The organism is Pararhizobium sp. IMCC21322 (assembly GCF_030758295.1).
Lineage (GTDB): Bacteria > Pseudomonadota > Alphaproteobacteria > Rhizobiales.
Window position 1 is genome coordinate 3,877,305 of record NZ_CP132335.1, and the last position, 24,449, is coordinate 3,901,753.

Genomic DNA, 24,449 nt, shown 5'->3' on the forward strand with positions numbered 1-24,449 from the left:
GCGCTTTAAAACCTTCCACGATGCGATGAGGCACCATGACCCACAGTTCCCGCATTGCACTCCCAAGTCTGAGCGCTTCCCTGAATTGTTACAAATAAAGCCGCAATACAATCTCCCAATTCACCGAAGAGCATTGTATAGAAAATGCTCAATTATCTGATCCGGTGCGCAATGATTGTTCGCGCAGATACAATTCATGCTGAATGAATTGGCTGGCTTTGAGAGGAATGGTGCATGAGATTTCACAATAGATTTTTGGTAACAGCAGCTATTTTGACGTCGGCTTTTGGAACTGTCAGCGCTTCCCATGCCGTCGATCTGTCTATTGTTACGGGCTGGGAAGGCCGGGACCTGCAAATCCTGCGCGCCAATCTTGCGGTTTATGAAGACCGCACCGGCAATAAAGTCGAAATTGTCCCATTGCCACGTTACACAAATGATCAATTCGAGCGCTATTCGCTGTGGCTGACAGCCCAGAACGAAGAGATCGATCTCTACATGACGGACAGCACTTGGGCGCCGCAATTATCTGAACACTTTCTGGACATGACATTTGCTGCAGAAAACGTCATTCCCAACCACTTTCCGGTGACAATCGAGTCGCAGACTGTGGATGGAAAATTGTTGGCCCTTCCGATTTATGCCGAGGCAACAGCCCTGTATTACCGCAAGGACCTGCTGGAAAAGCATGTCGCCTTCGTACCGGCAAGCTGGTCCGAGATGGTTGACACCGCACGCAGCATTCAGGAGGCTGAACGTGCGGGAGGCAATCTGGAAATGGTGGGCTTCGTATTTCCCGGCGCACTTGGTGAAGACCTGACCGCGACGGCTCTGGAGTGGATCAAATCCCATGGTGGGGGGCAGATTGTCGAGCCAGATGGTACAATTTCCATCAACAATACCAGGGCTGCCGAAGCTTTGAAGATTGCACTGTCCTGGATTGGCGACATTGCGCCGCTTGCGGTCCTTGAATACACAGAGGAAGATGCCCGCAAAGTTTGGGATGCAGGCAATGCTGTGTTTTTCCGAGCTTCATCTGATGAATTCGCCCGCAGCAAAGCGGAAAATGCCCCGCTCAAAGATCTGTTTGAAATGACAAGCCTGCCCATCGGTCAGGGAGGGTCCAGCCCGGCTGCAACTCTGGGCGGCTGGAATGTGGCTGTATCGCGTTACACACCGCATCCCGAAGAGGCAACGGCGCTTGCGCTGTTCCTGGCCTCAAGCGATGTGCAGGAACAAAGAGCCATTCAGCAGGGGAAACTGCCAACCATCGTCGCTCTTTACAATGATATTGATGTCACAACCCAACAGCCCGGTATCAGGCGCTGGAAGGGCATCTTGGAAAATGCAGTGCAACTGCCTGCAGCTGCCACCAAACACAATTACAATGTCGTCAACAGTGAGTTCTGGACCGCGGTTCACAATACACTGTCAGCAAGCGGTTCAGCTGAAGAAAATGTCACGATCCTGGAACGGCGCTTAAAGCGTGTCAAAGGGGCCAACTGGCGCTAGCAGAAGGGTGGCTTCGGATATCGAGAAGGACCCGATTCCAGTATCTTTCTGCGTTTTTGGCGGCGCTTTGATCGATCGCATCGGCACATTTAAAACCGCGTTTCATTCAGGGCAGTCGCATCCAGGGCACTGGCAACAGACCGTTGGCGGTGTGGCCGCAAATGGTGCAAGACATCTGGCACATTTCGGAGCCAAAGTAATTTTCGCAACCGTCTTTGCCGATGATTTTGATGCCCGGACTGTGCGCAATCGCTTGCTTGATGACGGACTGATAATCGTTCCGGACTGCATCATTCCCGGCGGTGCGACCCCCACATATACCGTCATGCATGACCCGTCCGGTGATGTGATTGCGGGCCTTGCCGATATGGCGCTGCATCAGCATATGGATGAGGCCTGGGCCCGCAACGTCGCCATGGCTGGCTCAGAAAGCACTCACTGGATTGCCGATACAAATATCGCACCGGCGGCTCTTACCGAACTGGCGCAGTTAAAGGGCAACAGGAAATTGTTCCTGATGGTGGTCTCACCAGCCAAAACCGCTGGATTGATGCCCTTGTTGCGCCATTTGGACGGCATCATCTGCAATCGACAGGAAGCTGAGGCTCTGGCAGATTCAATTTTCCCTGATGCGCCCTGCGCTGCCAAGGGACTTGCTGCTCTTGGCATACCCCTTTGCATTGTCAGTGATGGTGCCAAAGCCAGTGCTCTTGCCTGCAGAACACCAGACCGCTCCTTGCAACTGACGCTGAAAACGCCTTTGCCAATTGCAGACGAGACAGAAGCTGGACCAAAGAAACAATTTCGCATGACCGGCGCTGGCGATATGTTCGCTGCAGCCTGTCTTTTTGCATTATGCACCAAGACTGCTATAGCGCCCGGAAATGTTCTCCGGCATGGGCATGCCGCTGCAAGGCTTGCCATGATGGAAGAGGATTCCTGCCCGACAATCTGTTGGCGCGCAGTAACCGACGCAGCAGACCAAGAAAGCAACAATAATGACTAAAAGCCTGTCTCAGCTCCTGCAGATATCAAAACCCGTCGCTGCGGCCCTGGCCGCTGGAAAACCGGTTGTTGCCCTTGAGTCGACTATCATCACCCATGGCATGCCATGGCCGCAAAATCTGGAAACAGCACAGGCTGTTGAACAAACGATCATGGATGAAGGCGCTGTTCCCGCGACCATCGCGGTGATGGATGGAACCATACGGGTTGGCCTTTCATCAGATGATCTGACGCGGCTGGCAAAGTTAGATGATGTTCGCAAATTATCCCGTGCGGACCTTGCCCATGCACTGGTTCTGGAACAGCCCGGCTCAACAACCGTGGCAGCCACCATGCTGTGTTCACAGCTCGCAGGTATCAAAGTCTTTGCAACCGGCGGATTGGGTGGCGTGCATCGCGGTGTCTCTGAGACAATGGATATTTCTGCAGATTTGGGTGAATTCCTGAAATCATCAGTGACTGTGGTCTGCGCCGGAGCCAAAGCCATTCTGGATGTTCCAAAAACGCTGGAGTGGCTGGAGACGCTGGGCGTTCCGGTGCTCTCATATGGCACGGATAATTTTCCAGCATTCTGGTCCCGCGACAGCGGCCTTGCCTCTCCCTTGCGACTGGATACGCCGGAACAAATTGCTGATTTTATTCGGACCCGCGCTGTTTTGGGACAGGAAGGCGGACTGGTGGTCGCCAACCCGGTTCCGGCAGAAGCAGAAATCGACAGGACAGATCTGGAGCCGCTGATTTCACAAGCGCTGGCTGAAGCCAGCGCTGCAGGCATTGGCGGCAAGGAGGTCACGCCCTATCTTCTGCAACGTATTTTTGAATTGACGGACGGGCGCAGCCTGGAGACCAATATTGCGCTGGTCAAAAACAATGCTGTATTGGCCGCAAAAATTGCAGCTGCCCTGTAATGATTATGGGCTAAGCTTCGTCCAGCACTTCCTTGACGGCCGTTGCCAGCTGTTTCAGTGAAAACGGCTTAGGCAGGAATGAGAACTTATCGCCTTCATCAAGATTCTTCGCAAAGGCGTCTTCGGCATAACCTGACACGAAAATGATTTTCAGATCCGGCTGGGTCTCGCGCAATCTCTTCAACAGGGTTGGGCCGTCCATTTCCGGCATCATGACATCGGAGATCACCAGATCAATCTGATCATCAATCTCGTCGATTAACTCCAAGGCTTCGGTGCCCGTGGAGGCCTCATGGACCTTGTATCCGCGAGATGCCAACGCGCGGGCGGCAAACGCCCGCACAGCTTCTTCGTCTTCTACCAGCATGATAGTGGCTGAACCGGTCAGGTCTGCATGTTCAGGCGCTTTCTTGACTTCTACAGGCTGCTCTTCGCCCTCTTTTTCCACATAGCGGGGCAGCATGATGCGGAATGTCGTTCCCTTGTCCACTTCACTGTCGACATAGATGAAACCATCGGTCTGTTTGATGATGCCATAAACCGTGGAAAGCCCAAGACCTGTCCCCTGCCCAACATCCTTGGTGGTGAAGAAGGGTTCAAACACCTTTGACACCACTTCCACAGGCATTCCGGTTCCGGTGTCAGACACCTCAATCAGAACAAATTCAGCGGCAGGAACTTCTGAATGGCCCAGGCGCCCAGCTTCATCTGCCAGCATATTGCGTGTGTTCACCTTGACCGTGCCGCCCTCCGGCATGGCGTCTCTGGCGTTCACAGCCAGGTTCATGATGACCTGCTCAAACTGGTTCAGATCGGCTTTAACAGGCCACAAATCACGGCCATGACGCACTTCCAGCGACACTTTCTCTCCTAACAGACGATCCAGCATGACCGACACTTCACTCATGACATCGCTCAGTTGCAGAATTTGCGGTCGCAATGTCTGGCGGCGCGAGAAGGCCAGCAACTGCCGCACAAGGCCAGCGGCCCGATTGGCATTCTGCTTGATGTTCATGATGTCCTGGAAGGACGGATCAGACGGCTTATGGCTGTTCAGCAACAAATCCGAAAAGCCGATAATGGCGGTCAGCACATTGTTGAAATCATGCGCCACACCACCGGCCAACTGGCCAATGGCCTGCATCTTCTGACTTTGTGCAAACTGCTCTTCAAGTGTGCGTTGTTCGGTGGTTTCAGAGGCAAAGATAATGGCCGCTTCATTGTCATCATTGGCTTCAACACCGCTGACATAAATCTTGGCTGAATGATCGCCCTCACCGTCCAGCGTCACTTCAATGGGCTCAATACCAGAGCGGCCATTGATCGCGGCTGTCAGTGCCGCGCGCAAATTGGGCCTGTCACGTTCAACGACGCTGTTGACGAGATCAACCTGCCGACCCTCGACAAATTCCGGGCCAAACAGCCGTACAAAGCGCGCATTGCAGCGGCCCAGACGCCTGTCGCGGGTCACCGAGGCAATGGCAATGGGGGTATTGTTGAAGAAACGTGAGAACCGCACTTCCGCCGCACGCAACGCATCAGAGGCATCACCACTTTTCGCCCGGTTGATCACGACACTGCGCGATGCGCCCAGTACGCCTTCTGCGCTTTGCGGCACATGGTGTACCAACCGTACGGGAACACTTCGACCACTGGCATCCATAAGGTCGAGGTCTATTGTTTCGCTCGCAGGTTTGATCAGCGTTCCATTGGCCGCCAACAAATGTCCCGCAGCCTGATTGTCCACCAGATCAAACAAATGCAGATCTGATGGGCGAACCTCCGCAATATCCAGTTGCAGCCACTCAGCCAGTGTCGCATTGAGATAGGCAAGCCGTCCATCTGGATTGATTGACAGAAAACCAACAGGCGCATGATCAAGATAGTCAATCGCAGTCTGAAGTTCCTGAAAGATGTTTTCCTGTGACTTGCGATTGTTGCTGATGTCCGAAACCCGCCAGACCTGTAAGGGCTGACCAGCCTCATCGGTGGGAAGCGGTCGGACCTGAACATTGTACCAGAACCCGTTTTCCGCGCGCATGGGAGCGATTTTCCCAGTCATCCCATTTGCGGCGCTCAGGGAAACAGGGAGGCGAATCTCCTCATCAGCGGCCTGATTGGACTGAATGACCTGCCCCAGCCGGAAAATCGCATCAGCCGCATCCGGATCACGGCTGAAAATGGTCTCGACACTGCGCAGAGCGGCATCATTGTCAGCACCGGTCAGTTGTTTGTATGCCGGATTAGCGTAGACGATCCGGCCAACATTATCGGTGACACAGATACCTTCGGACAATGTGTCGACAAACTGGCGGGACAATTTGTTTTCCTCAGAATCTGTGTTCTCGCCGACAACGCCAAGCGCCCACAGAAACAGGCAAAGAATGCCCAATGTAGCAAACATGCCCAGAAAGCCCATGACCAACTGGTCGGCATATTCCTGGGGAACATAGAACAGCCCGACCACACAGACGATCAACAAAACAACCACCAGCGTCAGCCGCATGATGCGTTTTTGACCGAGTTCGGTCGCACCTGCTGATCCCGCCTGGCTGTAGTGTTCAGAATTTTTGTTTGAACGAGAGTCTGTCACGACAATCCGGGCTTTGTTATTCATGCAGGCATATCAGTGGCTCATTGGCAGTTTTCAATGAATCACAACGTTATAGAGACTTATTTGCAGATGCCCGCTCTGTCACGAAATTTGTGCAGTTTGGGCGTGTTTCACCAATCTTGGATCATTTTTTGTTCAAGCGCATCACGAAGCCAATGACCTCGGCAACCGCCTTATAGTGATCCTCCGGAACCTGATCGTCGATCTCCACTGTCGCGTAAAGTGCGCGCGCCAATGGCGGATTTTCAACAATTGGCACGTCAGTACTCTCAGCCACTTCACGAATTTTGAGAGCCACCGAATCAATACCTTTGGCCACACAAATTGGCGCGTTCATGCCTTCTTCATAAGACAGAGCCACCGCATAGTGGGTCGGGTTGGTAATGATGACTGTTGCTTCCGGTACGCGCGACATCATTCGGGCTCGGCCACGTTCCATGCGTAGCTGCCGAATTTTTGCCTTGATCGCCGGATCACCTTCCGAATCCTTATGCTCATCACGCACCTCTTTGAGCGTCATCTTCTGCCGTTCAAAGAATTGATGTTTTTGCCACATGAAATCCAGACCGGCGATAACAGTCATCAGCAGCAGAGTGATCAGCAAAAGCTTGACAGCCATGTCATGAAACAGCGGCAGAATTGCCACTGCAGGGCTGATCAGCACACTTTCCAGGCGATCAAGTTCCGGCCAAAGCGCCGCCATGATGAGCACTGACACAAGGCCAAGCTTGGACATTCCCTTGGCAAAATTGACCAAAGCTTCCGGGGAGAACAAACGCTTTGCGCCAGCCAGAGGTGAAATTTTTGACCATTTTGGCTTAAGAGGATCTATCGACCAAACAAGTTTGTGCTGAACCAGATTGCCAATTGCTGCCGCAAGTACCAGAAGAAGAAACGGGACTGCAAGCGCGGTGGCAAGGTCACGCCCGGTTTGCATCCACAAGCCGGCCATGGCGCCCCGATCGAGGGAAAGAGTATGCGCATTGGACAGATAGCCACGCAGCAATCCGCCAAGGTGAGCTGCGCTGATGGGCGCCAAAAAGGCAATCATCAGCGTTACCATCAGCAGCACAAACCATGTGTTGACCTCCTGGCTCTTGGCAACTTCCCCGCGTTTGTGGGCATCTTCCAGCTTTTTGGCGGTGGGGTCTTCGGTTTTTTCTGATTTATCCGGTTGATCAGCCATAGCCCCTCCTTTCTATTGCGCCAGAAATCGGCCGAGCAGCGTGGCAAAATACTCGTGATAGACCGCCATCATTGTGCTCAGGAGAAGTGCCAGAAGCACAAATCCAAGCAGAATGGATGCGGGCATTGCGATGAAGAAAATCTGGATTGCCGGCATCAATCGGCTAAGCACGCCAACACCCACATAGAATATCAGGCCGAACACCAGAAATGGTGCCGCCATACGAACGCCCAATGAAAACGCGTCCGACATGGACATGACAGCCATCATGGCCATGTCGCTGGTCGGAGGAATGATTCCGGGTTTAAACAGGATGTAACTATCGTGAATAGCCGCTATCACCAAGTGATGCATATCAGTGACGAACACCAATGTAACTGCAAGCACGCCTAAAAAGTTGGCGAATAAAGCACCCTGAATTCCCTGTGTCGGGTCAACACTTTGTGCAAGTCCCAATCCCATCTGGTTGGCAATCGTGCTTCCGGCAACGGAGGTCGCCATAAGAATCATGCGAACGGTCAGGCCGATGAACAGACCGATCAGAACTTCCTTGATCATCGGCACCAAAGCACCAATCGGCCATGTTTCCGCAGCAAATCCCGGCAATTCCACCAAGGGCACCATGAGCAATGTCAACAACAGCGCAAAAGCAAGCCGTATGCGCGTTGGAATACCATTTTGGCCAAAGCCTGGCAGCAGCATCACCAGAACGCCGACCCGCGCGAAAACAAGCATGAAGCGATAGGCCAGATCAGGAGCAAGAGAAATATCCACCTAGGCCGAACCTTGCGAGCGCAAAATCGGTTGTTTTGAGTGATCAAAAGCGGATTCGGGTTGGCTGGCTATCATACCGGATCATCCAGACCCGGCATCACTAACGTCCAGCGACAATATGATCGGCGACCCTATCCATGAAGCTGTTAAGCGTCTGGCCCATAAACGGCATGGCGATCAGCATAGCCACAAAGATGGCAATGATTTTCGGTACGAATACCAGTGTCATTTCCTGAATTTGGGTCAACGCCTGAATGAGTGCAATAATGACCCCGACACCAAGACCAACCAGCATAACAGGTGCACTGATTGCCAACAGTGTCGTGATTCCATCACGGGCAAAATCCAGCACTTCCGGTCCGGTCATATCAGCTTCTTTCAGGTTACCAGGTCAAATGCCATTCAGATCGGCATCCGCATAATTTCTTCATATGCGGAAATGACTCGGTCCCGCACGGAAACCATAGTCTGCAGTGCAAGTTCCGTTTCTGCAACAGCCGTTACCATTTCAACCATATTGGCAGTTGGTTGACCGGTCGCAAATGCCATGCTGGCCTGTTCGCCTGCCTTGCCTGTTTCAGCAACATCTGTCGCCACCTGCGATACCATAGAGGCGAAGGAATTATCCGCCGAAGGCGTAATTTCCTGGGCCTTGGCAGGCAATTGACTGACGGACTTCGAAGCGGCGGAATAAGCGTTTACAGCCCCCAAGGCGGTGTTGATAGCCATTACAAATTAGCCCCTCAGGATATCGAGCGTACGCTGCATCATCGTGCGCGTACTTTGGATAACATTCAAATTGGCTTCATAGCTGCGCTGAGCTTGTCGCATATCCACAGTCTCAATCAGAGTGCTGACATTGGGCAGTTTTACATAGCCTTGATCATTGGCTGCCGGGTGACCAGGCTCAAACCGCGTCTTGAATTCTGAGCGATCCTGGCGAATCGGACCCATTTCCACAACTGAAACACCGGTTTCCCGATCCAATGCAGTTTTGAAACTTGGCATTTTACGCCGATAGGGATCAGCGCCTTGCGTCGTTGCCGTGCTATCGGCATTTGCAATGTTTTCAGCAATTATGCGCATACGCCCGCTTTGGGCGCGCAATCCCGATGCTGCGACTTTCATAGAGTCCAGGAAGTCCATGCAAAATTCCTTTCAAAGTTTCTCATCGACCAATGGCGATTCGGAAAAGGCCCATAGTCTTGCTGTAAAGCGATGTCGCGGCCTGATAATCGAGTTGGTTGGACGTGACTTTCATCATTTCTTCTTCCAGAACCACTTCGTTTCCCAGTGGCGTGATCTCAAATGGCGTATCGATGCCAGAGCTCATGGAGGTTTTCAGTGGTGCCATAGCTGCCGAAATATGCTCTGGATGCGTTGTCGCTGCGATCGGTGTCATCTGTGAGCCACGCTCGGATGCCGCGCTGGCCATTTGTCCAAAATCCGGCTTTTTCAAATCCCGCACGCGATAGCCTGGCGTATCAGCATTGGCTACATTTTCGGCCAACAGGCGCTGTCGGGATTCGTGCCAATGCATCTTCGATTTCAGGGCCGAAAGAATGCTTATATCACCCATTCCCATGACTGGCCCTCATGTCCAAATGCCTCGTGTGCTTCGCAAATTAGTTGATGAAGTATTAATGAGGCAGGCATGGTTAACAAAACCTTAACCCCCTTAACAATTTCCTAACTGTGTTGGCTGCATTCTGCCGCAATTAGATAGCAGGATTCTCGGCGTGGAATGGCGTTTGCGCCGTTTCGATGCTGGATTAGAAGTTAGGGGCGCATAATGCGTGAGTATTTGTTGCAGTTCATGGGCGAAGAAGCGGCCATGGGTGTGCAGTTCATAGTGGCACTTTTGGCAGTTTTGATGCTGTTTGGTGTTTTTGTTTGGTTTTTGCGCCTGATCACAGGCAAAGGCAGGCGTAAAGTCGTATCCCAGGACAGTCGCCTGGCCATTCTGGATAGAACCCAGATCGACGACACCCGCAGTCTTGTGCTGGTGCGGCGTGATGAGGTGGAACATCTTGTCATGATCGGGGGGCCCAGTGATGTGGTCGTCGAATCGAATATCGGCCAATACGCCGATGAGAACGACAGACATTCAGAACATCCTCTTCCCGGCCATGAGATTGCGCGGCGCGTGATTGCACAACGCCCTTTGCGCACAATGTCGCTCACCGGCTCTGCAGCAACTGTTGCTGAAAGCATCGGCCTTGCAGCGGCCAGCCGGCCAGAAGTTTCCCTTGCACCACCACCACCAGCGCCTGAAAACAGCACGGTTCACGAAGAACCATCCTTTGAAGCTGCTGAAGCTCAGCCGGAAATTGTGATTGAGCCTCAATCCGCAGAAGAAGCGCATCCGGTTGTGATCCCTCCCGAACCACCTCAGCCAGACGTGCCAGTTGAGCCTGAAGCACCTGCGCCGGCGCCAGTTATTGCTGCGGCTCCTGTCGCCGCGCCACCTGTAGCACCTGTTCCTATAGAACCTGCTCCTGCGGAACCTGCCCCCGCAGTTATGGCGCCCGTAGTTTCAACGCCTGCGGCAGCAGTGCCAATAACAGAAGTGCCTGTAACAGAAGTGCCCGTATCAGAAGTACTTGCACAGGTTCCCGAAATGGTGGCCCAACCTGCACCGGCACCAGAGCCCGCACCTCTGCCAGCACCCGAACCGGTACAAAACACAGAGCCAGTGCCGGCACCTCAACGGGAAGCGGCTCCCCAACCCGTTCCGCTGCCTGTCCCCGTTCCTGCAGAACCTGTGGCTGCAGTTCCTGTATCAGCTCCCGTTGCGACCCCGGTTGCTGTAGCTCCTCTGGCACCAATCCCTTCCCCCGAACCAGCAGCGATGGAGCCAGCACCAAAATACGTGCCACAACCGGCACCAGTTCTCACAGCACCACCACAGCAAGCGCAGCCCGTGCCTGCTCCTGTGCCTGCTCCAGTACCTGAGGCAAACACCAGAGACTTATCTGCAGAAATGGAAAACGCGCTCATGCAGGAGCTGGAACAGGCGCCCTCAAACCTGTCACGCGTCAACCATGTGGCCCGTCAGGAACAACCAGCCATCAGTACACCAGCTGCAAGGGAGGCGCCTGCACCAACGGTTACGCCGCCAGCAGCCAACCAGACACAGCAGGATATCGATCTGTCTGCAGGTCTTGCGGAGGCAATGGGTCTGGAACCCGAGGCACCAGCCAACCCGCAATACAGTGAAGCGCAAAGAGCACAGGACGATTTGGCGCTTGAGGATGCAATTGCTGGAATGCTCATCAATGATCAGCCGCAAAATGGCACTACTGACCCTGCAGAAAGTAGCGTATATTCGGCGTCAGAATCAGTGCCAGAAGGCCCTGAACGGCCTGTCGATACAACACGACCGGGCCGGGTTGATGACGAGATGAGCCGATTGCTTCAGGAACTGGCGATACCAAGCCGCGCATAAGCAACTTCCAATCGTTCTTTCGAGCAACCAGGGCCATTCGGCCCTGGTTGCTCGGCCTGATCGTGAGCACGGCTGCCAGCACTGCTTTTGCCCAGGACATCTCTATCGGCTTCGGTGACGGTACCGGGGTCAGCGAACGTGCGGTTCAAATTGTCGCGCTCATTACTGTTCTCAGCCTGGCACCCTCCATTCTTGTCATGGTCACCAGTTTCACCAGGATTGTGGTGGTCTTGTCCCTGTTGCGGTCCGCTATTGGCCTGCAGACCGCACCACCCAATTCAGTGATGATCAGCCTTGCGCTGTTCCTGACTGCCTTCATCATGGCTCCGGTCTTTGAGACAGCCTATAATGAGGGCGTTGAACCGCTTATTCAGGGCGAATTGGAGTTTGCGGAAGCATTCGAAGCAACATCAGCCCCATTTCGCACCTTCATGTTGTCGCATGTCCGGGAAAAGGATCTGCAATTATTCGTAGATCTGTCACAGAGTGACGAACCGGCGACGCCAGAAGACGTAAGCCTGCGCGTTCTGGTACCCTCATTCATGATAAGCGAGCTCAGGCGGGCTTTTGAAATTGGGTTTCTGATCTACCTGCCATTTATCATCATTGATCTGGTTGTTGCCTCGGTGCTGATGGCAATGGGCATGATGATGCTGCCACCCGTCGTTATCTCGCTGCCCTTCAAACTGATTTTCTTTGTGTTGGTGGATGGATGGAGCCTGCTGGCAGGTTCACTGGTGGAAAGCTTTCAGACACCAATACCCATATAAGTCGGCACAAAACGGTTTGCGCAATCACCAGACCTGCCCACGGGCCGCAACCCGTTCCTTGCGGTCGATCACATCACCGCGCATAAGAATCACATGATCAAGCATGTTTGAAACCACACAGGCATGGTTGGGGATAATTCTCACCTGTTGACCAACCTCAAGGTCAATCGGTGCGGTACTGATAATGCGGCCATGCTCTTCGCTCAACTGATCAACAACTACATCTTCATAGCCAACAACATGGCCATATCCTTCAAGCCCCAGCAGATCTGACGTCAGCACTTTGGAGCCGGCATCAATGATGGCCCGGTTCGGGGTCGGGACAGAGACGACCGTCGCAAGAACAGTAAGCGCACAATCGGAAATGTCACATGTGCCGCGCGCAACGAGCGAGCGATCATTATAGGCATAAGTTCCTATCCGATATTCCGTTGCGACAGGCATTTGATGAGCCTGCCACATGTCAGGTGAGCCACCGGATGAAATGATTCCGACCTTGAGACCACCGCCTTCAATCAGATCGATTGCCGATGAGAGCCATTCGGCAACCTGATCGGCGCGGCCAACAGGCGGATAGGTCATGAGACCGGCAAAGCACAGCCTGGGAGACGCCGCCACTGCAGCCGCCAGATCCGCTGCCTGCTCCGGGGTGGAGACACCACACCGATCCGCACCCGTGTTACATTCAATCAGCACCGGCAGGGGCTGTGGCGCATCAGCAAAGCCCGCGCTCAGACCATCAATGACCGCTTGACTGTCAGCCACGACAGATAAGGTAACGCGTTCTGAAAGCGCGCGTAATCTGGCAACTTTCTCAGCGCCCATGATGTTGTAGGTAATGAGGATATCGCCAACCGCTCCACCTGCCACCATTGCCTCTGCTTCGCTTACCTTCTGGCAGGTGAAGCCGATTGCACCCTGAGCCAGCTGATATTGCGCAAGGGCCGGCAATTTATGGGTCTTGATATGCGGCCGAAGGCGCAGATTGTGCTGATCGCAATAACGCTGAAAATCACGAATATTTTTCTCCGCGATATTCAGGTCTACCAGAACGGCTGGCGTATCAATTGGGAGCACGTTCATGTCTGTCTTCCTTCAGCCTGTTTCCACGCAGCCACAGCAGCTTTGTTGAATTACGCATGTCTTTCAGCAGCTTGCCATTCATTTTCCCAACAGTGTTGACAAAATCATTTCCCTTCGTCAACGTTATTCCACAATACAGATATTAATTCCAATATAATGGAATAACGCCAGCAAGGAGAGAAAACATGCTGAGAAGTCTGTCTAAATATGGAATCGCCGCAGCTCTGCTATGCGCATCAGGAAGCATCGCATTTGCAGATAAATTGCAGGATGTACTTGATCGCGGATATCTGATCGCCGGGTCAGGAAGCACCAACGCGCCCTGGCACTTTAAGGACGAGAACAACGATTTGGTTGGTTTTGACATCGACATGTTGCGTCTGATCGCAAAAGGTCTGTTCGATGATCCGACCAAAGTCGAGTTCGTCAATCAGTCCGGGGATGCGCGCATCCCCAATCTGGCGACTGACAAGGTGGATGTTGCCTGCCAGTTCATGACTGTCACCGCAGGTCGCGCCCAGCAGGTCGAATTCACTATTCCCTATTATCGCGAAGGTGTTGGCCTGATGCTGATGGCCAATGGCGACTATAAAAGCCACGATGAACTTCTGGCTGCGGGCGACGATGTGACCGTTTCAGTTCTGCAGAATGTATATGCCGAAGAAATGGTGCATGCAGCCCTTCCCGACGCAAATGTTGATCAATATGATAGCGTTGATCTGATGTATCAGGCGCTGAATTCAGGCCGCTCTGCAGCGGCCGCAACCGATCAATCCTCGCTGAGCTGGTTCATGGCCCAAAACCCGGATAGGTATCTGGATGCTGGCTATGGCTGGAACCCGCAAAGCTATAGCTGTGCTGTGAAGCCAGGTGACCAACGCTGGTTGAACTTTGTGAACTCTGTACTGCATGAAGCCATGACCGGTGTTGAATTCAACACCTATGCGGCATCGTTCAAACAATGGTTTGGCGCTGAATTGTCTCCGCCGCAGATCGGATTCCCGGTAGAGTTCAAGTAACAGATCAACGAATTTCGAGGGCGCTCGGTGGAGTACGATTTCAACTTTGCAGCGGTATGGCGGGACTTTGATCTGCTGATGGCAGGTCTTGGATTGGGATTGATCCTGGCCGTTATATCCATTGCAATCGGTTGTCTGATTGGTCTGCTGGCTGCCTTCGGAATGTTGTCGAGGAACCGGATCATCCGGTTCGCCTCGACGGCCTATGTATCAGCAATACGGAACACACCAATTCTCGTGCTGATCCTGTTTACCTTTTTCGCTTTGCCACAACTCGGCATCCGCTTTGGCAAAATTGAATCTTTCATTATCACGCTATCAGTCTACTCGGGCGCATATCTCACAGAGGTTTTCCGGGCCGGTCTCATAGCCCTGCCCTCCGGATTGCGCGAAGCCGGCCTGTCAATCGGGCTGACAGAGTTCCGCACCAAGCTCTACCTCATCGTGCCGGTGATGTTTCGCAATGTCCTGCCGTCACTCAGCAACAATTTCATTTCGCTGTTCAAAGACACTTCACTTGCCGCCGCAATCGCGGTGCCTGAACTGACATTCTACGCGCGCAAGATCAATGTGGAAACATTTCGGGTGATTGAGACCTGGCTGGTCGCGAGCCTTCTATATGTGGTTGCCTGCTATGTCATCGCCGCGATCCTGAGACGGATCGAAACACGACTTGCGATTCCAGGATAGGGCTTGAGCGATGGAACTCATTCAAGCATCAGAAGCCATATGGGGCGCACGCTGGCCAATCGTGGAAGGCATAGGAAACACACTCTTCATTTCACTGATTTCAATTCTGGTCGGCACCATTCTGGGCGTTGTGGTGGGGCTGCTGCTGACATATGGCAGTACATTCATTCGCTTTTTCGTGCGCCTGTATTCCGACTTTCTACGCGGAACACCCGTCTTTGTGCTGATCCTCGCCTGCTTCTACATTCTGTCTGTCATTGGCATTCAACTGACGGCCATTCAGGCAGGTATTTTTGCGCTAACACTGTTTTGCAGCTCACATGTTGGAGAAATTGTACGTGGCGCGCTGCAGGCTATCCCACGCGGACAAACCGAAGCTGCCAAATCGGTTGGACTGACGTTCCGCACAACATTCTTCTCTGTCCTGTTACCGCAGGCCCTGAGACAGATACTGCCCACATGGGTCAACACAGCCACAGAGATCGTCAAAGCGTCCACATTGCTGTCGATCATTGGCGTCGTGGAATTGCTGCTCTCCGTCCAGCAGGTGATTTCCCGAACCTATCTCAGTCTTGAACTCTATTTCTTCGCCGGTTTCATGTTCTTCCTGATCAATTTTACGATTGAGAAGATCGGGCGATTTGTAGAGCGCAAAGTCGCAATCCCCACTTAAGGTACCCTGATGTCTGCTCCGGTCCTGGAAATAACAAACCTGCACAAACGGTTTGGCGACTTGGAAGTGTTGAAAGGCATTGATCTGACGATGCACAAGGGCGATGTCGTCAGCCTGATCGGCTCCAGCGGATCAGGTAAGACCACGCTGCTGCGTTGCGTCAATCTGCTGGAACAGTATGAAGATGGAACTGTGTCAATTGGCGGAGAGCAGATTGGCTACACCGTGAAAAACGGCAAGCGCACGCTGCTGCCGGAAAAGCAGATCGCACGGCAAAGGGCCATGACCGGCATGGCCTTTCAGCATTTCAATCTGTTTCCTCATATGACCGCCATTGGCAATGTGATGCTGGGTCTTATCAAAACCCGTGGCATGGACAAGGATCAGGCATATTCCACAGCTGAGAAATGGCTGCAAAGGGTTGGAATGCATGAAAGGCGCGACCATTTCCCGGGACAGCTGTCAGGTGGTCAGCAACAACGGGTGGCCATAGCCCGGGCAATCGCAATGAACCCGCAATTGATGCTGTTCGATGAGGTCACGTCTGCGCTGGATCCCGAATTGGTGAATGAAGTTCTGTCAGTGGTCCGCGACCTTGCAAATGACGGCATGACCATGCTGCTTGTGACCCATGAAATGCAGTTTGCCCACGATGTATCAAGCAAAGTTATCTTCATGCAGGACGGAACTATCGGTGAGGAAGGTCCTCCGGAGAAACTCTTCAAACACCCAAAGTCAGAGCGACTGGCTGCGTTCCTCAAGAGCTCAAAATTCTGATAAGGAAGACAATAATGACAATCAAACGGTACGGAGTTGACGAAGCTAAGGGATCCGGGCAGCAAAAGTTGCCATTCGCCAAGGCAACGAAAGCAGACGGTTGGCTGTATGTCTCAGGACAAACACCAATGGTGGATGGCGAGATTATTGATGGCGGCATTGTTGCGCAGGCAAATCAGGCCATCCGCAATATGATAGAAATTCTTGAGACGGCTGGTTACACGACGGCAGATATTGTCCGCATTGGAGTCTGGCTGGATGATTCCAGGGATTTTTGGAGCTTTAACAAGGTCTTTGCGCAGTATTTTGGAGACCACCCCCCTGCACGCGCCTGCGTACAGTCGGCTATGGTGGTTGATTGCAAAGTCGAAGTCGATTGCATTGCTTACCGCAAGACAAGCTGAATTCTACAACCTATACTGTATGGGGCTGAATTCGATAGGGAGAACGTGTTGCCGCAGACACCAGCAACCACAACAAAGAGCCGTGCCAGAGGGCTGGAACGGGCTTTTGCCATTATTCACTATCTGCATCTGGGCAAAGAGCCCAAGCGGCCGATTGAGATTGCAGTTGGCATGGAAGCGCCGAAATCATCGGTCTATGAATTGGTTGGCATCCTGACCAGCCTGGGTGTTCTGGAACGGACAGACACTGAAGGCCGCGTGTTTCTGGGCCGCAAGCTGCACCATTGGGGATTGAGCTACATCGAGAATTTCGATCTCACCCGATTTGCCCAGCCCATGCTTGAATTCATAACAGAGAAAACCAGAGAAACCTCGCAACTATGCATGGTTGATGGTGACAAATATACGGTCGTCATGATGAATGAAGGCAGTCGGCAGTTTCGCATCAGCGCCGATGTCGGTCAGCGGATTCCCCTTCCCTGGACGGCCTCCAGCCGCCTGCTTCTGGCTCATCTGTCAGATGCAGAAATTCTGGACTTTGTTCCTGATGAGGATTTCGTTCTGCCGGATGGTTCCACACTGGAAACACAGGATTTCATCAGCAGTATCAGATCTGCGCAGAACGATAGTTTCTTCTCATTTGACAGCCTGGCCGACACATACACCCATTGCTTTGCAGCCCCCGTTTATGACGGCTCGGGCCAGTGCATGAGCACGTTATGTCTGATCGCACCAAAGCAGGATGCGACGTCGAATTTTCAGATGTATCGGGATGTACTTACACGGGCCGCAAGCGATCTGACCAACGCATTGAAATCAGGACCTGAACAGAACATTCAGGCAGCTGAATAGAATGCTGAGCGGTGCCGCTTAAACGGCGCCGTCCACTGCAAGACCTTCTTCGTTTTGCATAGTGGCGTCCCGCGACGGACCGTCCGGAGAATCCGTGCTCCGCGCTGCCAGCCTGCCATCGGGTGGTGCAATATACCGTCTGCGATAATCGCTCAGGAACGAGCGCATTGCGTCTGATGTGGTAAGCTGCTGGGAAACAGTTCGGAATTCCAATCCCTGACCTTCCAGAGGGGTTGTCACCACATCGAAGGCACCTGCATCTTCGCTATCGCCCATTTTCTCCGCAAATTTTCCGCGCAAACGTTGCTGCCCAAGACCATCTCCGGCCAGGGAGTAGCCAATTCCGGCTTTCAGGACAGCCTGTCGCTGGAGCGCAGCCAGAGGCCCTTCATCTGACCAGCTATCGGCGGCAACGCGTTCATAGGATTCAGCTGCGGCCTGCCAGTTTTGGGCGTCCCATTGGATGTCCCCAATCAGACGCTCTGCGTCATTTCCCTGCAAATTCTTGACCAGCGTCACCGCCAAATCCGGCTTCCCGGTGTCGGCAAGGGCTTTCGCTTCAAGAAGACGCCTTTGACGATCAAGCAGATTGGGGAGTTGAGCCTGCTGCGTCCGCCGTATGGCTTGAAGTGCGCGATGTGGCTCTTTGTTGAGAATATGGACGAAAGCAAGATCAGCGGCGATTTGCGCACGTGCAGTGCCACGCAGGCGGTTATCAACCTGATGAGCAAGCAGTTCGGTTGCCTGTGACAGCAGATCAACATCGATCAGACGTGCGGCCAGCTTGCGCACCATCTCGTCACCTTTGACGCCAATGGGCGTCAACTCGCGGAAATCATAGTACAGCGCCAATGCCTCTACAGGGTCCAGTGCGGAAGCACCTCCGTGAAGAAACAGATCTTCAAACCGACCGTTAATGTCATCCTGCAAGGAGCGCGTTGTCTCCGACTTCCTGTCAACCAGAACCGCTGATTTCATAGTCTGGAACGATTTACGGTACTGGGCATCATCTGCGTAAAGTCTGGAAAGAAGACGCAGGCTTTTCAACTCAATCTCGTCACCGCGCCAACGCAATGAAAGTCCGGCGAGTTCCCGCAGGACATCTTCACTGGAGATTTGACCGCTCTGATGAAGATGCTGCAACGTCAGGAAGTCAACTTCGGCGCTTTGTGGCCTTTGGCCCAGCGCCTTTGCCTGAGTCCATGACCGCATGGCGCCTTCAGTATCACCCGCCTGCATGGCAATGCGCCCACGCAACAGAAAATATCTTGCAAGATGACCGGATGTCAAAGCACCAGGATTAATCTCTGTTAAGAGCGTGTCGGCAAAGGCCCGGTCATTATACTCCAGGGAAGATTCAGCGGCGGATAGCAGGAAATTGTGTTGAACCGTTGGTGGGTAGGCGCCCAGAACCACACGCCCGCGCTTGATATTTTCGTAACTGACATCCCACTCCCGCATATCAGCTGCAGCAATGGTACGCCAGAAGGCTGCATCTGCGTTATCTTCAAGCCGTCGATGTGAGAGAATACGGCCCGCCTCATCAGAGCGTTGGGCCATTGCATTCGCAGCAGCATTCAACATCAGATTGGCAGGATCATTTTCAAACGAGGGCTGCTCGGTCATTGCCAATCGGATCATACCGATGGCTTCATGAGGCATGTTGTTGGCCAGGTAGAACCTGGCTGCTTCCAGGCGCAAAGTCGGGCGTTCACTGTGCTCGGCCAAGGCCACACGCCGAAAAATGGCGTCCGCCGCCCGGCGATAAGGCTCACCCGGTTCCGAGCGAGCACTCAGCAAAGTTCGCGCAAACGAAATCGTTTCATTGTCAGATACATTGCCGCCCAAGCGGTCCGGCGTCAGCTGAAATCCCCGACTTTGAGCCTTCGAGGAAAGTGACAAGCCGGTTTCCCGGCCAAACAGTGCGTGATCAGATGCAGAACTCACTTCAAGATCATCAATTCGCGATGTAACAGCAAGACCGTGAGTGGTGGCAAGGAAGCCCAACTCAGCAAATTGTTGTCCGCGCAACAGGCTTTGGCTTGGTCCAAAACTTGTGACGACTGTCAGGACATCACCCACTGTTTCATCATAGATCTCATGGACGCGCCCAACTGCATTGAGAGGCACTTTGATCTGCGCCAGACCTTCTTTGTCAACAATCGGATTCAGGGTCAGTGCAAGGCTGGGCTCATAAATTCTATCGCCCAGGGACATAATCCAATCTGTTCCGCTTTTCGACAGATTCGTAAATAAGGGGCGCGGCAGGTTGAGGCGAATAACAGTCATGTCGCCAGAGATAATCTGGGTCATGTTGGCGTCAAAACTGTCAGCAACAGATTTTGCCAGACCCAGTTCTATCGGCTCAATGCTGTCAAATACAATCCATAAGATGTTTGCGCGGCTGAACATTGCGGCAGCAACATCTTCCCGGTACTGGAATGCAAACGTTGCTGTGCCCTCATTTACTGTGGCATCAACGATCATGACCGATGAATCATCAACGTCATCATCCCGAAAGCTGGCTTCCGGTACAGGACGCGGAGGCGCTTGCTGGCGCTGCTGTTCGCCCTCATTGGGTTCAAGCATTGCTTCTGAAGGGTTATATGTGGCCGACTCGATAACGACTTCAGCGAGTCGCTCCTGTCTATTATTGTGGACGCCCAACGACGCCTCACGTGCCGGATCCAACTGAGTGGCGTTCACGTCCATCACGCCCTTGGATTCCGAGACCTGACTGGCTCCATCAGGTGTATTTGGAACGTCCGAGCCAACATTACCCCCGAGCAATGCTGTTTGCGGGCGACCAGCATCATCAAGCCCGGTCAGCGCTGAGCCCGCCTCCGATTTAGGTGTGGTGACATCCATCACATAGACTTCACCATCACGAAACGCCCGCACATCTGACATGTCATCCACAGTCAGAACAACGTTCAGCTTTTCGTCCAGCACAAAGCTTTCAGCATGTTCGATCCCCTTGGGCAGATTGGTCGTGATATCCGTAAGGTCCAACGGAGCCGCAGTATCGAAGTTGATGGCAACATTTTTTCCGTCGCGCACAAATGCAGCGTTGTAACCAGTATTCCAGCCAAACGACAATCTGGTGAAGCTTGGGTGTCTGCCCACGCGCATCTCCACCCGGGGGCGTAACACGCCGACAACACCGGCTTGCTCAGCTGCGCGGGCGGCCTTGAAAGCACGCTCCGCGCGCTCAGCAAGCGCACGGACCACATCCTCCGGCAGAGTTGGTGGCAAGCCAACCCATCCGCCAGGAAGGAAGTCGACAAACAGCTTCTCACCCGCTTCCTGAATGTTTATGCGCGTGCCCCGCGTCAGGGAAAATCGCAATCCCTTGCCATTGGGATCAAGCCGCGCGACGCCAACATAGTCTTGCAAAGTAACTGCGATTGAATCAATGCTGGTTTCAACATTGTCTTCAAACTCGATAACCATAACATTGTTATTGGAGGAGGATGTGTAGGATGGAACCAGGTTTTCGCCATCAAAAGTGACCACCATGCGTCCGTAGCCGGCGCTGTTTTCCGCGACAATAGAAGCCGGCATCGCAAACAATGGCGACAGGCCGGAAAGAAAAAACAGGATCACCAACGACGTTCGCCGAAGCCAGACTCTCATAAACATGCGGACACCGATCAGACTGCAACTCAGACAGACAATATCTGTCAGTAGGTCGAGTATAGCGGTTCTTCTGTTAAAGAGAGGTTACATTAACCGTCGAAACTGTAGCGTTTACGGGGCTTTAGCCGCCAATTTTGGGAAGTTGGTCAATGCCACTTGGTGTATCCCGGCGTCCCACTTTTGCCATTTCGATGGTGAGCCGTTGCGCAGCTTCCGGGTTCATACTCGCAAGAACAGACGCCATTTTTCGCGGATTCATGGCAAGTACGACATCAATCAGGACATCCATCTGAAGGCGATCGAAGATGCGGGCAGCTTCTTTGGGCTTCATGGTTTCATACATCGTCACAAGCCCGCGCAATTCCTCCTTGCGCGCGCCCAACTCAGCCTCGGTCGCGGCCTGCAGGCGTTGTTCCAAAGCCTCCAATTGCCCAATGCGGCTCTCCAAACGACCTTCCGCTGCTTCAATGAGGTTTTCGCGAAGTTGCAGTTCCTCTTCGCGCTGCATCAGCTCTTTGCGCCGACCGCGCAAGCTTTCAAGGATTGACAATTCAGTGTTACGGGCCGGCAGACCTTCTACAATGGATGCCTCCATACCCGGCACCATGGTCATATCACCAGTCGCGTCTGCCTGATCTGCCCCAGCTTCAGCTTCCTGCGCAAACACATTCGTTGTGCCAGCAAATTCTTGCCACACAGATCCTGGCAAGTTTATAAAACCCAGAAACTTAAGCGCCAGCATTGCTGAGCATGCCACCATCAGGATTGGCAACAGACGGACATCTTTCATTGCTGTGCTCTTGCAGACAGGCGGAGAGCAGATTCACGCAGATTGGCGAAAGCCGGGCTGACCGCAACAGAGGCTGTTTCCGATTTTGATCCTGTCGCAGCCAGTTGCTCAGCTTGTTCGCGTATAGTGGCTTTGGGCGCAGCCGGGATTGGAACACCGGCAGCCCCAAGACGAGAGAGCGCTGTATTGCTTCGCTCTGTTGCCTGATCAAGCCGCCCGGTCATTGTTTCTGCTTCCATCAAACGTGCCTTCAGCACAGCATCGGAAGTTTCGGCCATCGCCCGCAACTCCTTCAAGGCGCGGTCCGCCAGAGCAGAGCTGTTTATCAACTCCTGCACCGTGGCGCGCATGATGTCTTCTTCATCACGAAGACGTTTCAGACGTCTGTTCAGCACAGCAGCATAACCAATGGTAACAACCAAAAGAACGGAAACCAGGATATCAATCGCAAGGCCCATCATAGAATTTATCCAACCTCAGAATTGGTTTGTGCTGCATTCTCAAACGCTGCAAGGGACATTTTAGGACGTTTCAGACTACGTGAAATTTTCAGCGAAATAGCATCGTCAATCCGCCCCATAATACCTTTTGTCAAAGCAGCATCGCCGCATTTGATTTCAATCGGATCCTGAGGCGAAACATCAAACATGACCGTATGGCCAGGTTGCAGCGCCATGACATCGCGCAACGACATTTCCTGTTCCACCAGAACAGCGTCCACTTCGATTTCCGCAGCGTAGACCTCAGAGGCCAGATGGCCCTCCCAGATCGCATCACGCCCGAATTTCTCACCCATGAACATCTGCAGGAGCAGATCTCGGATTGGCTCAATTGTGACATAAGGCAGCAGCATCTGCACGCGGCCACCGCGGTCTTCCATATCCACCCGCAACTCAACAAGAATCGCTGCGTTGTTGGGGCGTGTGATGGCCGCAAAGCGCGGGTTCGTTTCCAACCGTTCCAAATTGAGTTTCACAGGCGTCAACGGTTGAAACGCATTTTCGGCATCGCCCAGAATAATCTCTATCAGTTTGCGAACGATGTTCATTTCAATCGTCGTGTAGGGACGCCCCTCCACGCGAACAGCCTGCATACCCCTACCACCGCCCAAAAGGGAATCTATGATCGAGTAGATCAGGTTGGAATCGACAGTGATCAGCCCAAAATTATCCCATTCCTCAGCGCGGAAGACAGACAGGATTGCTGGCAATGGAATTGAATTCAGATAGTCATCAAACCTGACCGAAGATATTGACTCCAAAGAGACTTCGACGTTATCAGACGTGAAGGTACGCATGCTTGAAGTGGTCAAACGCACCAGACGATCAAACACAATCTCCAGCATCGGAAGACGTTCATAGGACACCAGCGCGGAATTGATCAGCGCGCGTATGCCGTTTTGTTCGCCCAGCACACCGTCATCCGGCGAAAAGCCGAGAAGATTGTCTATTTCTTCCTGGTTGAGAATGCGCTCCGCGCCACGTTTGGTAGGCGCATCGTCCTCGCCCTTATCGACAAGATCGGCCCAACCGCCCTCTTCACCACCATCTGCTTCAGCGCCCTGTTCGGTCAGCGCCTCATCCCAGTCGGACATATCATCTTTTTTTTGGGCTTTTTCTTCCATAACCAGCAGACCCTATTGGATCAGAATTTCCTTAAACAGAATGTCGTTGATTTTGGCTGGGTGAATTGCCAACTCGATGCGCCTCTGCAACTCTTCTTTCAGCAAGAAGATGCCAGCAGAACCTTCAAGGTCACTTGTCCGCAACTCCCGCAGATAGACCTGAAAGGCATCAAGCACACGTGGCATGAAGGGTTCGATCGCCTGGAGAGTGGCTTTGTCGGCAACTTCCAGTGACACGGACAGTTTCAGAAACTGAGCGCGTTGCTCCACTGATGAAAGGTTAACGGTTAAGTCGGGCAAATCCAGAAAATAAACCCGCTTCGGTGGCTGAGGCGTATCCGCAGTCATCGACGATCCACCATCGAACACACCCATCATATAGGCACCGCCGCCGCCCAGCAGAAGCACAACAGGCACCGCAATCATAAGGATCTTCTTGAGTTTACCGCCCTTTGGGGGTGTTTCCTCATTACCTTCTTCTGCGTCATCAATAGCGTCGGCAGTAACGTCGCTCATCAGATCTGAGTCCCCAATTGCATCCTTTTGTTTATGCGTAAAAAATCGTTAACAAAGTCTTTATGGTAAACGTCGATCGGCAATTTTTGCCGAGCAAATATGGCAACTTGCACCATTTTGCCGGGTTAAAAAGCCAATCTAAAATCTAAGTCATTGATTTTAAAC

General features: G+C 52.9%; 24 protein-coding genes. 11 read left to right on the forward strand and 13 right to left on the reverse strand.

Annotated features, from left to right (window positions below; translation table 11 throughout):
- The first annotated feature begins 234 nt into the window (after window positions 1–234).
- Genes RAL91_RS18305 through RAL91_RS18315 form a run of 3 tightly spaced genes read left to right on the forward strand, consistent with a single transcriptional unit; the run spans window position 235 to window position 3,425 of the window.
- Window positions 235–1,512 (forward strand): extracellular solute-binding protein, encoded by a 1,278-nt coding sequence (locus tag RAL91_RS18305; RefSeq protein WP_306257690.1) that lies wholly within the window; start codon window positions 235–237, stop codon window positions 1,510–1,512.
- Window positions 1,513–1,519: 7 nt separating this feature from the next.
- Entirely contained in the window at window positions 1,520–2,518 is a 999-nt protein-coding gene (locus RAL91_RS18310; RefSeq protein WP_306257691.1) for a PfkB family carbohydrate kinase, read from the forward strand.
- Entirely contained in the window at window positions 2,511–3,425 is a 915-nt protein-coding gene (locus RAL91_RS18315; protein ID WP_306257692.1) for a pseudouridine-5'-phosphate glycosidase, read from the forward strand. Before RAL91_RS18310 ends, RAL91_RS18315 begins: the two co-directional genes overlap by 8 nt.
- Before the next feature lie 10 nt (window positions 3,426–3,435).
- On the opposite strand, the gene cckA is transcribed toward RAL91_RS18315, so the two are convergent.
- The 7 genes from cckA to flgB all read right to left on the reverse strand — a co-directional run bounded on the left by cckA (window position 3,436) and on the right by flgB (window position 9,584).
- A complete protein-coding gene (cckA, locus tag RAL91_RS18320; RefSeq protein ID WP_306257693.1) occupies window positions 3,436–6,042 on the reverse strand; it encodes a cell cycle histidine kinase CckA in 2,607 nt (868 codons plus the stop codon).
- Between the two features lie 121 nt (window positions 6,043–6,163).
- Window positions 6,164–7,225: a flagellar biosynthesis protein FlhB gene (gene flhB, locus RAL91_RS18325; RefSeq protein ID WP_306257694.1), complete on the reverse strand. Its 1,062-nt coding sequence runs from the start codon at window positions 7,223–7,225 to the stop codon at window positions 6,164–6,166.
- A gap of 12 nt (window positions 7,226–7,237) precedes the next feature.
- A complete protein-coding gene (gene fliR, locus RAL91_RS18330) occupies window positions 7,238–7,999 on the reverse strand; it encodes a flagellar biosynthetic protein FliR (protein WP_371932436.1) in 762 nt (253 codons plus the stop codon).
- A gap of 100 nt (window positions 8,000–8,099) precedes the next feature.
- Window positions 8,100–8,366, reverse strand: coding sequence for a flagellar biosynthesis protein FliQ (gene fliQ, locus RAL91_RS18335; RefSeq protein WP_306257695.1), 267 nt, complete (start codon window positions 8,364–8,366; stop codon window positions 8,100–8,102).
- 35 nt (window positions 8,367–8,401) lie between these two features.
- On the reverse strand, window positions 8,402–8,722 hold the full coding sequence (gene fliE, locus RAL91_RS18340) for a flagellar hook-basal body complex protein FliE (RefSeq protein WP_371932555.1): 321 nt from the start codon (window positions 8,720–8,722) through the stop codon (window positions 8,402–8,404).
- Between the two features lie 12 nt (window positions 8,723–8,734).
- Complete coding sequence (gene flgC / locus RAL91_RS18345; RefSeq protein WP_306257697.1) at window positions 8,735–9,145, reverse strand: flagellar basal body rod protein FlgC; 411 nt, start codon at window positions 9,143–9,145, stop codon at window positions 8,735–8,737.
- Window positions 9,146–9,167: 22 nt separating this feature from the next.
- A complete protein-coding gene (flgB, locus tag RAL91_RS18350; protein WP_306257698.1) occupies window positions 9,168–9,584 on the reverse strand; it encodes a flagellar basal body rod protein FlgB in 417 nt (138 codons plus the stop codon).
- 207 nt (window positions 9,585–9,791) lie between these two features.
- Here flgB and RAL91_RS18355 point away from each other — a divergent pair, with 207 nt between their 5' ends.
- Both RAL91_RS18355 and fliP read left to right on the forward strand, forming a co-directional pair.
- The gene (locus tag RAL91_RS18355) at window positions 9,792–11,447 is read left to right on the forward strand and encodes a flagellar biosynthetic protein FliO (protein WP_306257699.1); all 1,656 of its coding nucleotides are present in this window, start codon (window positions 9,792–9,794) and stop codon (window positions 11,445–11,447) included.
- A gap of 62 nt (window positions 11,448–11,509) precedes the next feature.
- Complete coding sequence (gene fliP, locus RAL91_RS18360; RefSeq protein ID WP_306257700.1) at window positions 11,510–12,217, forward strand: flagellar type III secretion system pore protein FliP; 708 nt, start codon at window positions 11,510–11,512, stop codon at window positions 12,215–12,217.
- 24 nt (window positions 12,218–12,241) lie between these two features.
- Here the strand turns inward: fliP and RAL91_RS18365 are convergent, their stop codons facing one another.
- The gene (locus RAL91_RS18365; protein ID WP_306257701.1) at window positions 12,242–13,300 is read right to left on the reverse strand and encodes a D-TA family PLP-dependent enzyme; all 1,059 of its coding nucleotides are present in this window, start codon (window positions 13,298–13,300) and stop codon (window positions 12,242–12,244) included.
- Between the two features lie 185 nt (window positions 13,301–13,485).
- On the opposite strand from RAL91_RS18365, the gene RAL91_RS18370 reads away from it, so the two are divergent.
- Genes RAL91_RS18370 through RAL91_RS18395 form a run of 6 tightly spaced genes read left to right on the forward strand, consistent with a single transcriptional unit; the run spans window position 13,486 to window position 17,715 of the window.
- Window positions 13,486–14,319: a transporter substrate-binding domain-containing protein gene (locus RAL91_RS18370; protein WP_306257702.1), complete on the forward strand. Its 834-nt coding sequence runs from the start codon at window positions 13,486–13,488 to the stop codon at window positions 14,317–14,319.
- Window positions 14,320–14,346: 27 nt separating this feature from the next.
- Window positions 14,347–15,009: an amino acid ABC transporter permease gene (locus RAL91_RS18375; protein WP_306257703.1), complete on the forward strand. Its 663-nt coding sequence runs from the start codon at window positions 14,347–14,349 to the stop codon at window positions 15,007–15,009.
- A 10-nt stretch (window positions 15,010–15,019) separates the two neighbouring features.
- Window positions 15,020–15,682, forward strand: a complete 663-nt coding sequence (locus RAL91_RS18380; RefSeq protein WP_306257704.1) for an amino acid ABC transporter permease — start codon at window positions 15,020–15,022, stop codon at window positions 15,680–15,682.
- A gap of 9 nt (window positions 15,683–15,691) precedes the next feature.
- Complete coding sequence (locus tag RAL91_RS18385) at window positions 15,692–16,459, forward strand: amino acid ABC transporter ATP-binding protein (RefSeq protein WP_306257705.1); 768 nt, start codon at window positions 15,692–15,694, stop codon at window positions 16,457–16,459.
- Window positions 16,460–16,473: 14 nt separating this feature from the next.
- Window positions 16,474–16,863: a RidA family protein gene (locus RAL91_RS18390; RefSeq protein WP_306257706.1), complete on the forward strand. Its 390-nt coding sequence runs from the start codon at window positions 16,474–16,476 to the stop codon at window positions 16,861–16,863.
- A gap of 48 nt (window positions 16,864–16,911) precedes the next feature.
- On the forward strand, window positions 16,912–17,715 hold the full coding sequence (locus RAL91_RS18395; protein ID WP_306257707.1) for an IclR family transcriptional regulator: 804 nt from the start codon (window positions 16,912–16,914) through the stop codon (window positions 17,713–17,715).
- Window positions 17,716–17,733: 18 nt separating this feature from the next.
- On the opposite strand, the gene RAL91_RS18400 is transcribed toward RAL91_RS18395, so the two are convergent.
- The 5 genes from RAL91_RS18400 to RAL91_RS18420 form a co-directional block, all read right to left on the reverse strand.
- On the reverse strand, window positions 17,734–21,357 hold the full coding sequence (locus RAL91_RS18400) for a hypothetical protein (RefSeq protein ID WP_306257708.1): 3,624 nt from the start codon (window positions 21,355–21,357) through the stop codon (window positions 17,734–17,736).
- A gap of 118 nt (window positions 21,358–21,475) precedes the next feature.
- On the reverse strand, window positions 21,476–22,144 hold the full coding sequence (locus RAL91_RS18405) for a MotE family protein (RefSeq protein WP_306257709.1): 669 nt from the start codon (window positions 22,142–22,144) through the stop codon (window positions 21,476–21,478).
- Window positions 22,141–22,605, reverse strand: a complete 465-nt coding sequence (locus RAL91_RS18410) for a DUF6468 domain-containing protein (protein WP_306257710.1) — start codon at window positions 22,603–22,605, stop codon at window positions 22,141–22,143. The genes RAL91_RS18405 and RAL91_RS18410 overlap by 4 nt, the downstream gene beginning before the upstream one ends.
- A gap of 5 nt (window positions 22,606–22,610) precedes the next feature.
- Window positions 22,611–23,768, reverse strand: coding sequence for a flagellar motor switch protein FliM (gene fliM / locus RAL91_RS18415; protein WP_371932437.1), 1,158 nt, complete (start codon window positions 23,766–23,768; stop codon window positions 22,611–22,613).
- 12 nt (window positions 23,769–23,780) lie between these two features.
- Window positions 23,781–24,284, reverse strand: coding sequence for a flagellar basal body-associated FliL family protein (locus RAL91_RS18420; RefSeq protein WP_306257712.1), 504 nt, complete (start codon window positions 24,282–24,284; stop codon window positions 23,781–23,783).
- Window positions 24,285–24,449 lie beyond the last annotated feature (165 nt).

Bases quoted from the DNA above. Each gene is read 5' to 3' on its own strand.
- RAL91_RS18365 (WP_306257701.1), bottom strand. From the start codon at position 13,300: ATGAACGTGCTCCCAATTGATACGCCAGCCGTTCTGGTAGACCTGAAT.
- RAL91_RS18385 (WP_306257705.1), top strand. From the start codon at position 15,692: ATGTCTGCTCCGGTCCTGGAAATAACAAACCTGCACAAACGGTTTGGC.
- cckA (WP_306257693.1), bottom strand. From the start codon at position 6,042: ATGAATAACAAAGCCCGGATTGTCGTGACAGACTCTCGTTCAAACAAA.
- RAL91_RS18390 (WP_306257706.1), top strand. From the start codon at position 16,474: ATGACAATCAAACGGTACGGAGTTGACGAAGCTAAGGGATCCGGGCAG.
- flhB (WP_306257694.1), bottom strand. From the start codon at position 7,225: ATGGCTGATCAACCGGATAAATCAGAAAAAACCGAAGACCCCACCGCC.
- flgC (WP_306257697.1), bottom strand. From the start codon at position 9,145: ATGGACTTCCTGGACTCTATGAAAGTCGCAGCATCGGGATTGCGCGCC.
- fliM (WP_371932437.1), bottom strand. From the start codon at position 23,768: ATGGAAGAAAAAGCCCAAAAAAAAGATGATATGTCCGACTGGGATGAG.
- fliQ (WP_306257695.1), bottom strand. From the start codon at position 8,366: ATGACCGGACCGGAAGTGCTGGATTTTGCCCGTGATGGAATCACGACA.
- RAL91_RS18355 (WP_306257699.1), top strand. From the start codon at position 9,792: ATGCGTGAGTATTTGTTGCAGTTCATGGGCGAAGAAGCGGCCATGGGT.
- RAL91_RS18405 (WP_306257709.1), bottom strand. From the start codon at position 22,144: ATGAAAGATGTCCGTCTGTTGCCAATCCTGATGGTGGCATGCTCAGCA.
- RAL91_RS18380 (WP_306257704.1), top strand. From the start codon at position 15,020: ATGGAACTCATTCAAGCATCAGAAGCCATATGGGGCGCACGCTGGCCA.
- RAL91_RS18370 (WP_306257702.1), top strand. From the start codon at position 13,486: ATGCTGAGAAGTCTGTCTAAATATGGAATCGCCGCAGCTCTGCTATGC.
- RAL91_RS18420 (WP_306257712.1), bottom strand. From the start codon at position 24,284: ATGAGCGACGTTACTGCCGACGCTATTGATGACGCAGAAGAAGGTAAT.
- flgB (WP_306257698.1), bottom strand. From the start codon at position 9,584: ATGGGAATGGGTGATATAAGCATTCTTTCGGCCCTGAAATCGAAGATG.
- RAL91_RS18410 (WP_306257710.1), bottom strand. From the start codon at position 22,605: ATGATGGGCCTTGCGATTGATATCCTGGTTTCCGTTCTTTTGGTTGTT.
- RAL91_RS18400 (WP_306257708.1), bottom strand. From the start codon at position 21,357: ATGTTTATGAGAGTCTGGCTTCGGCGAACGTCGTTGGTGATCCTGTTT.
- RAL91_RS18305 (WP_306257690.1), top strand. From the start codon at position 235: ATGAGATTTCACAATAGATTTTTGGTAACAGCAGCTATTTTGACGTCG.
- RAL91_RS18315 (WP_306257692.1), top strand. From the start codon at position 2,511: ATGACTAAAAGCCTGTCTCAGCTCCTGCAGATATCAAAACCCGTCGCT.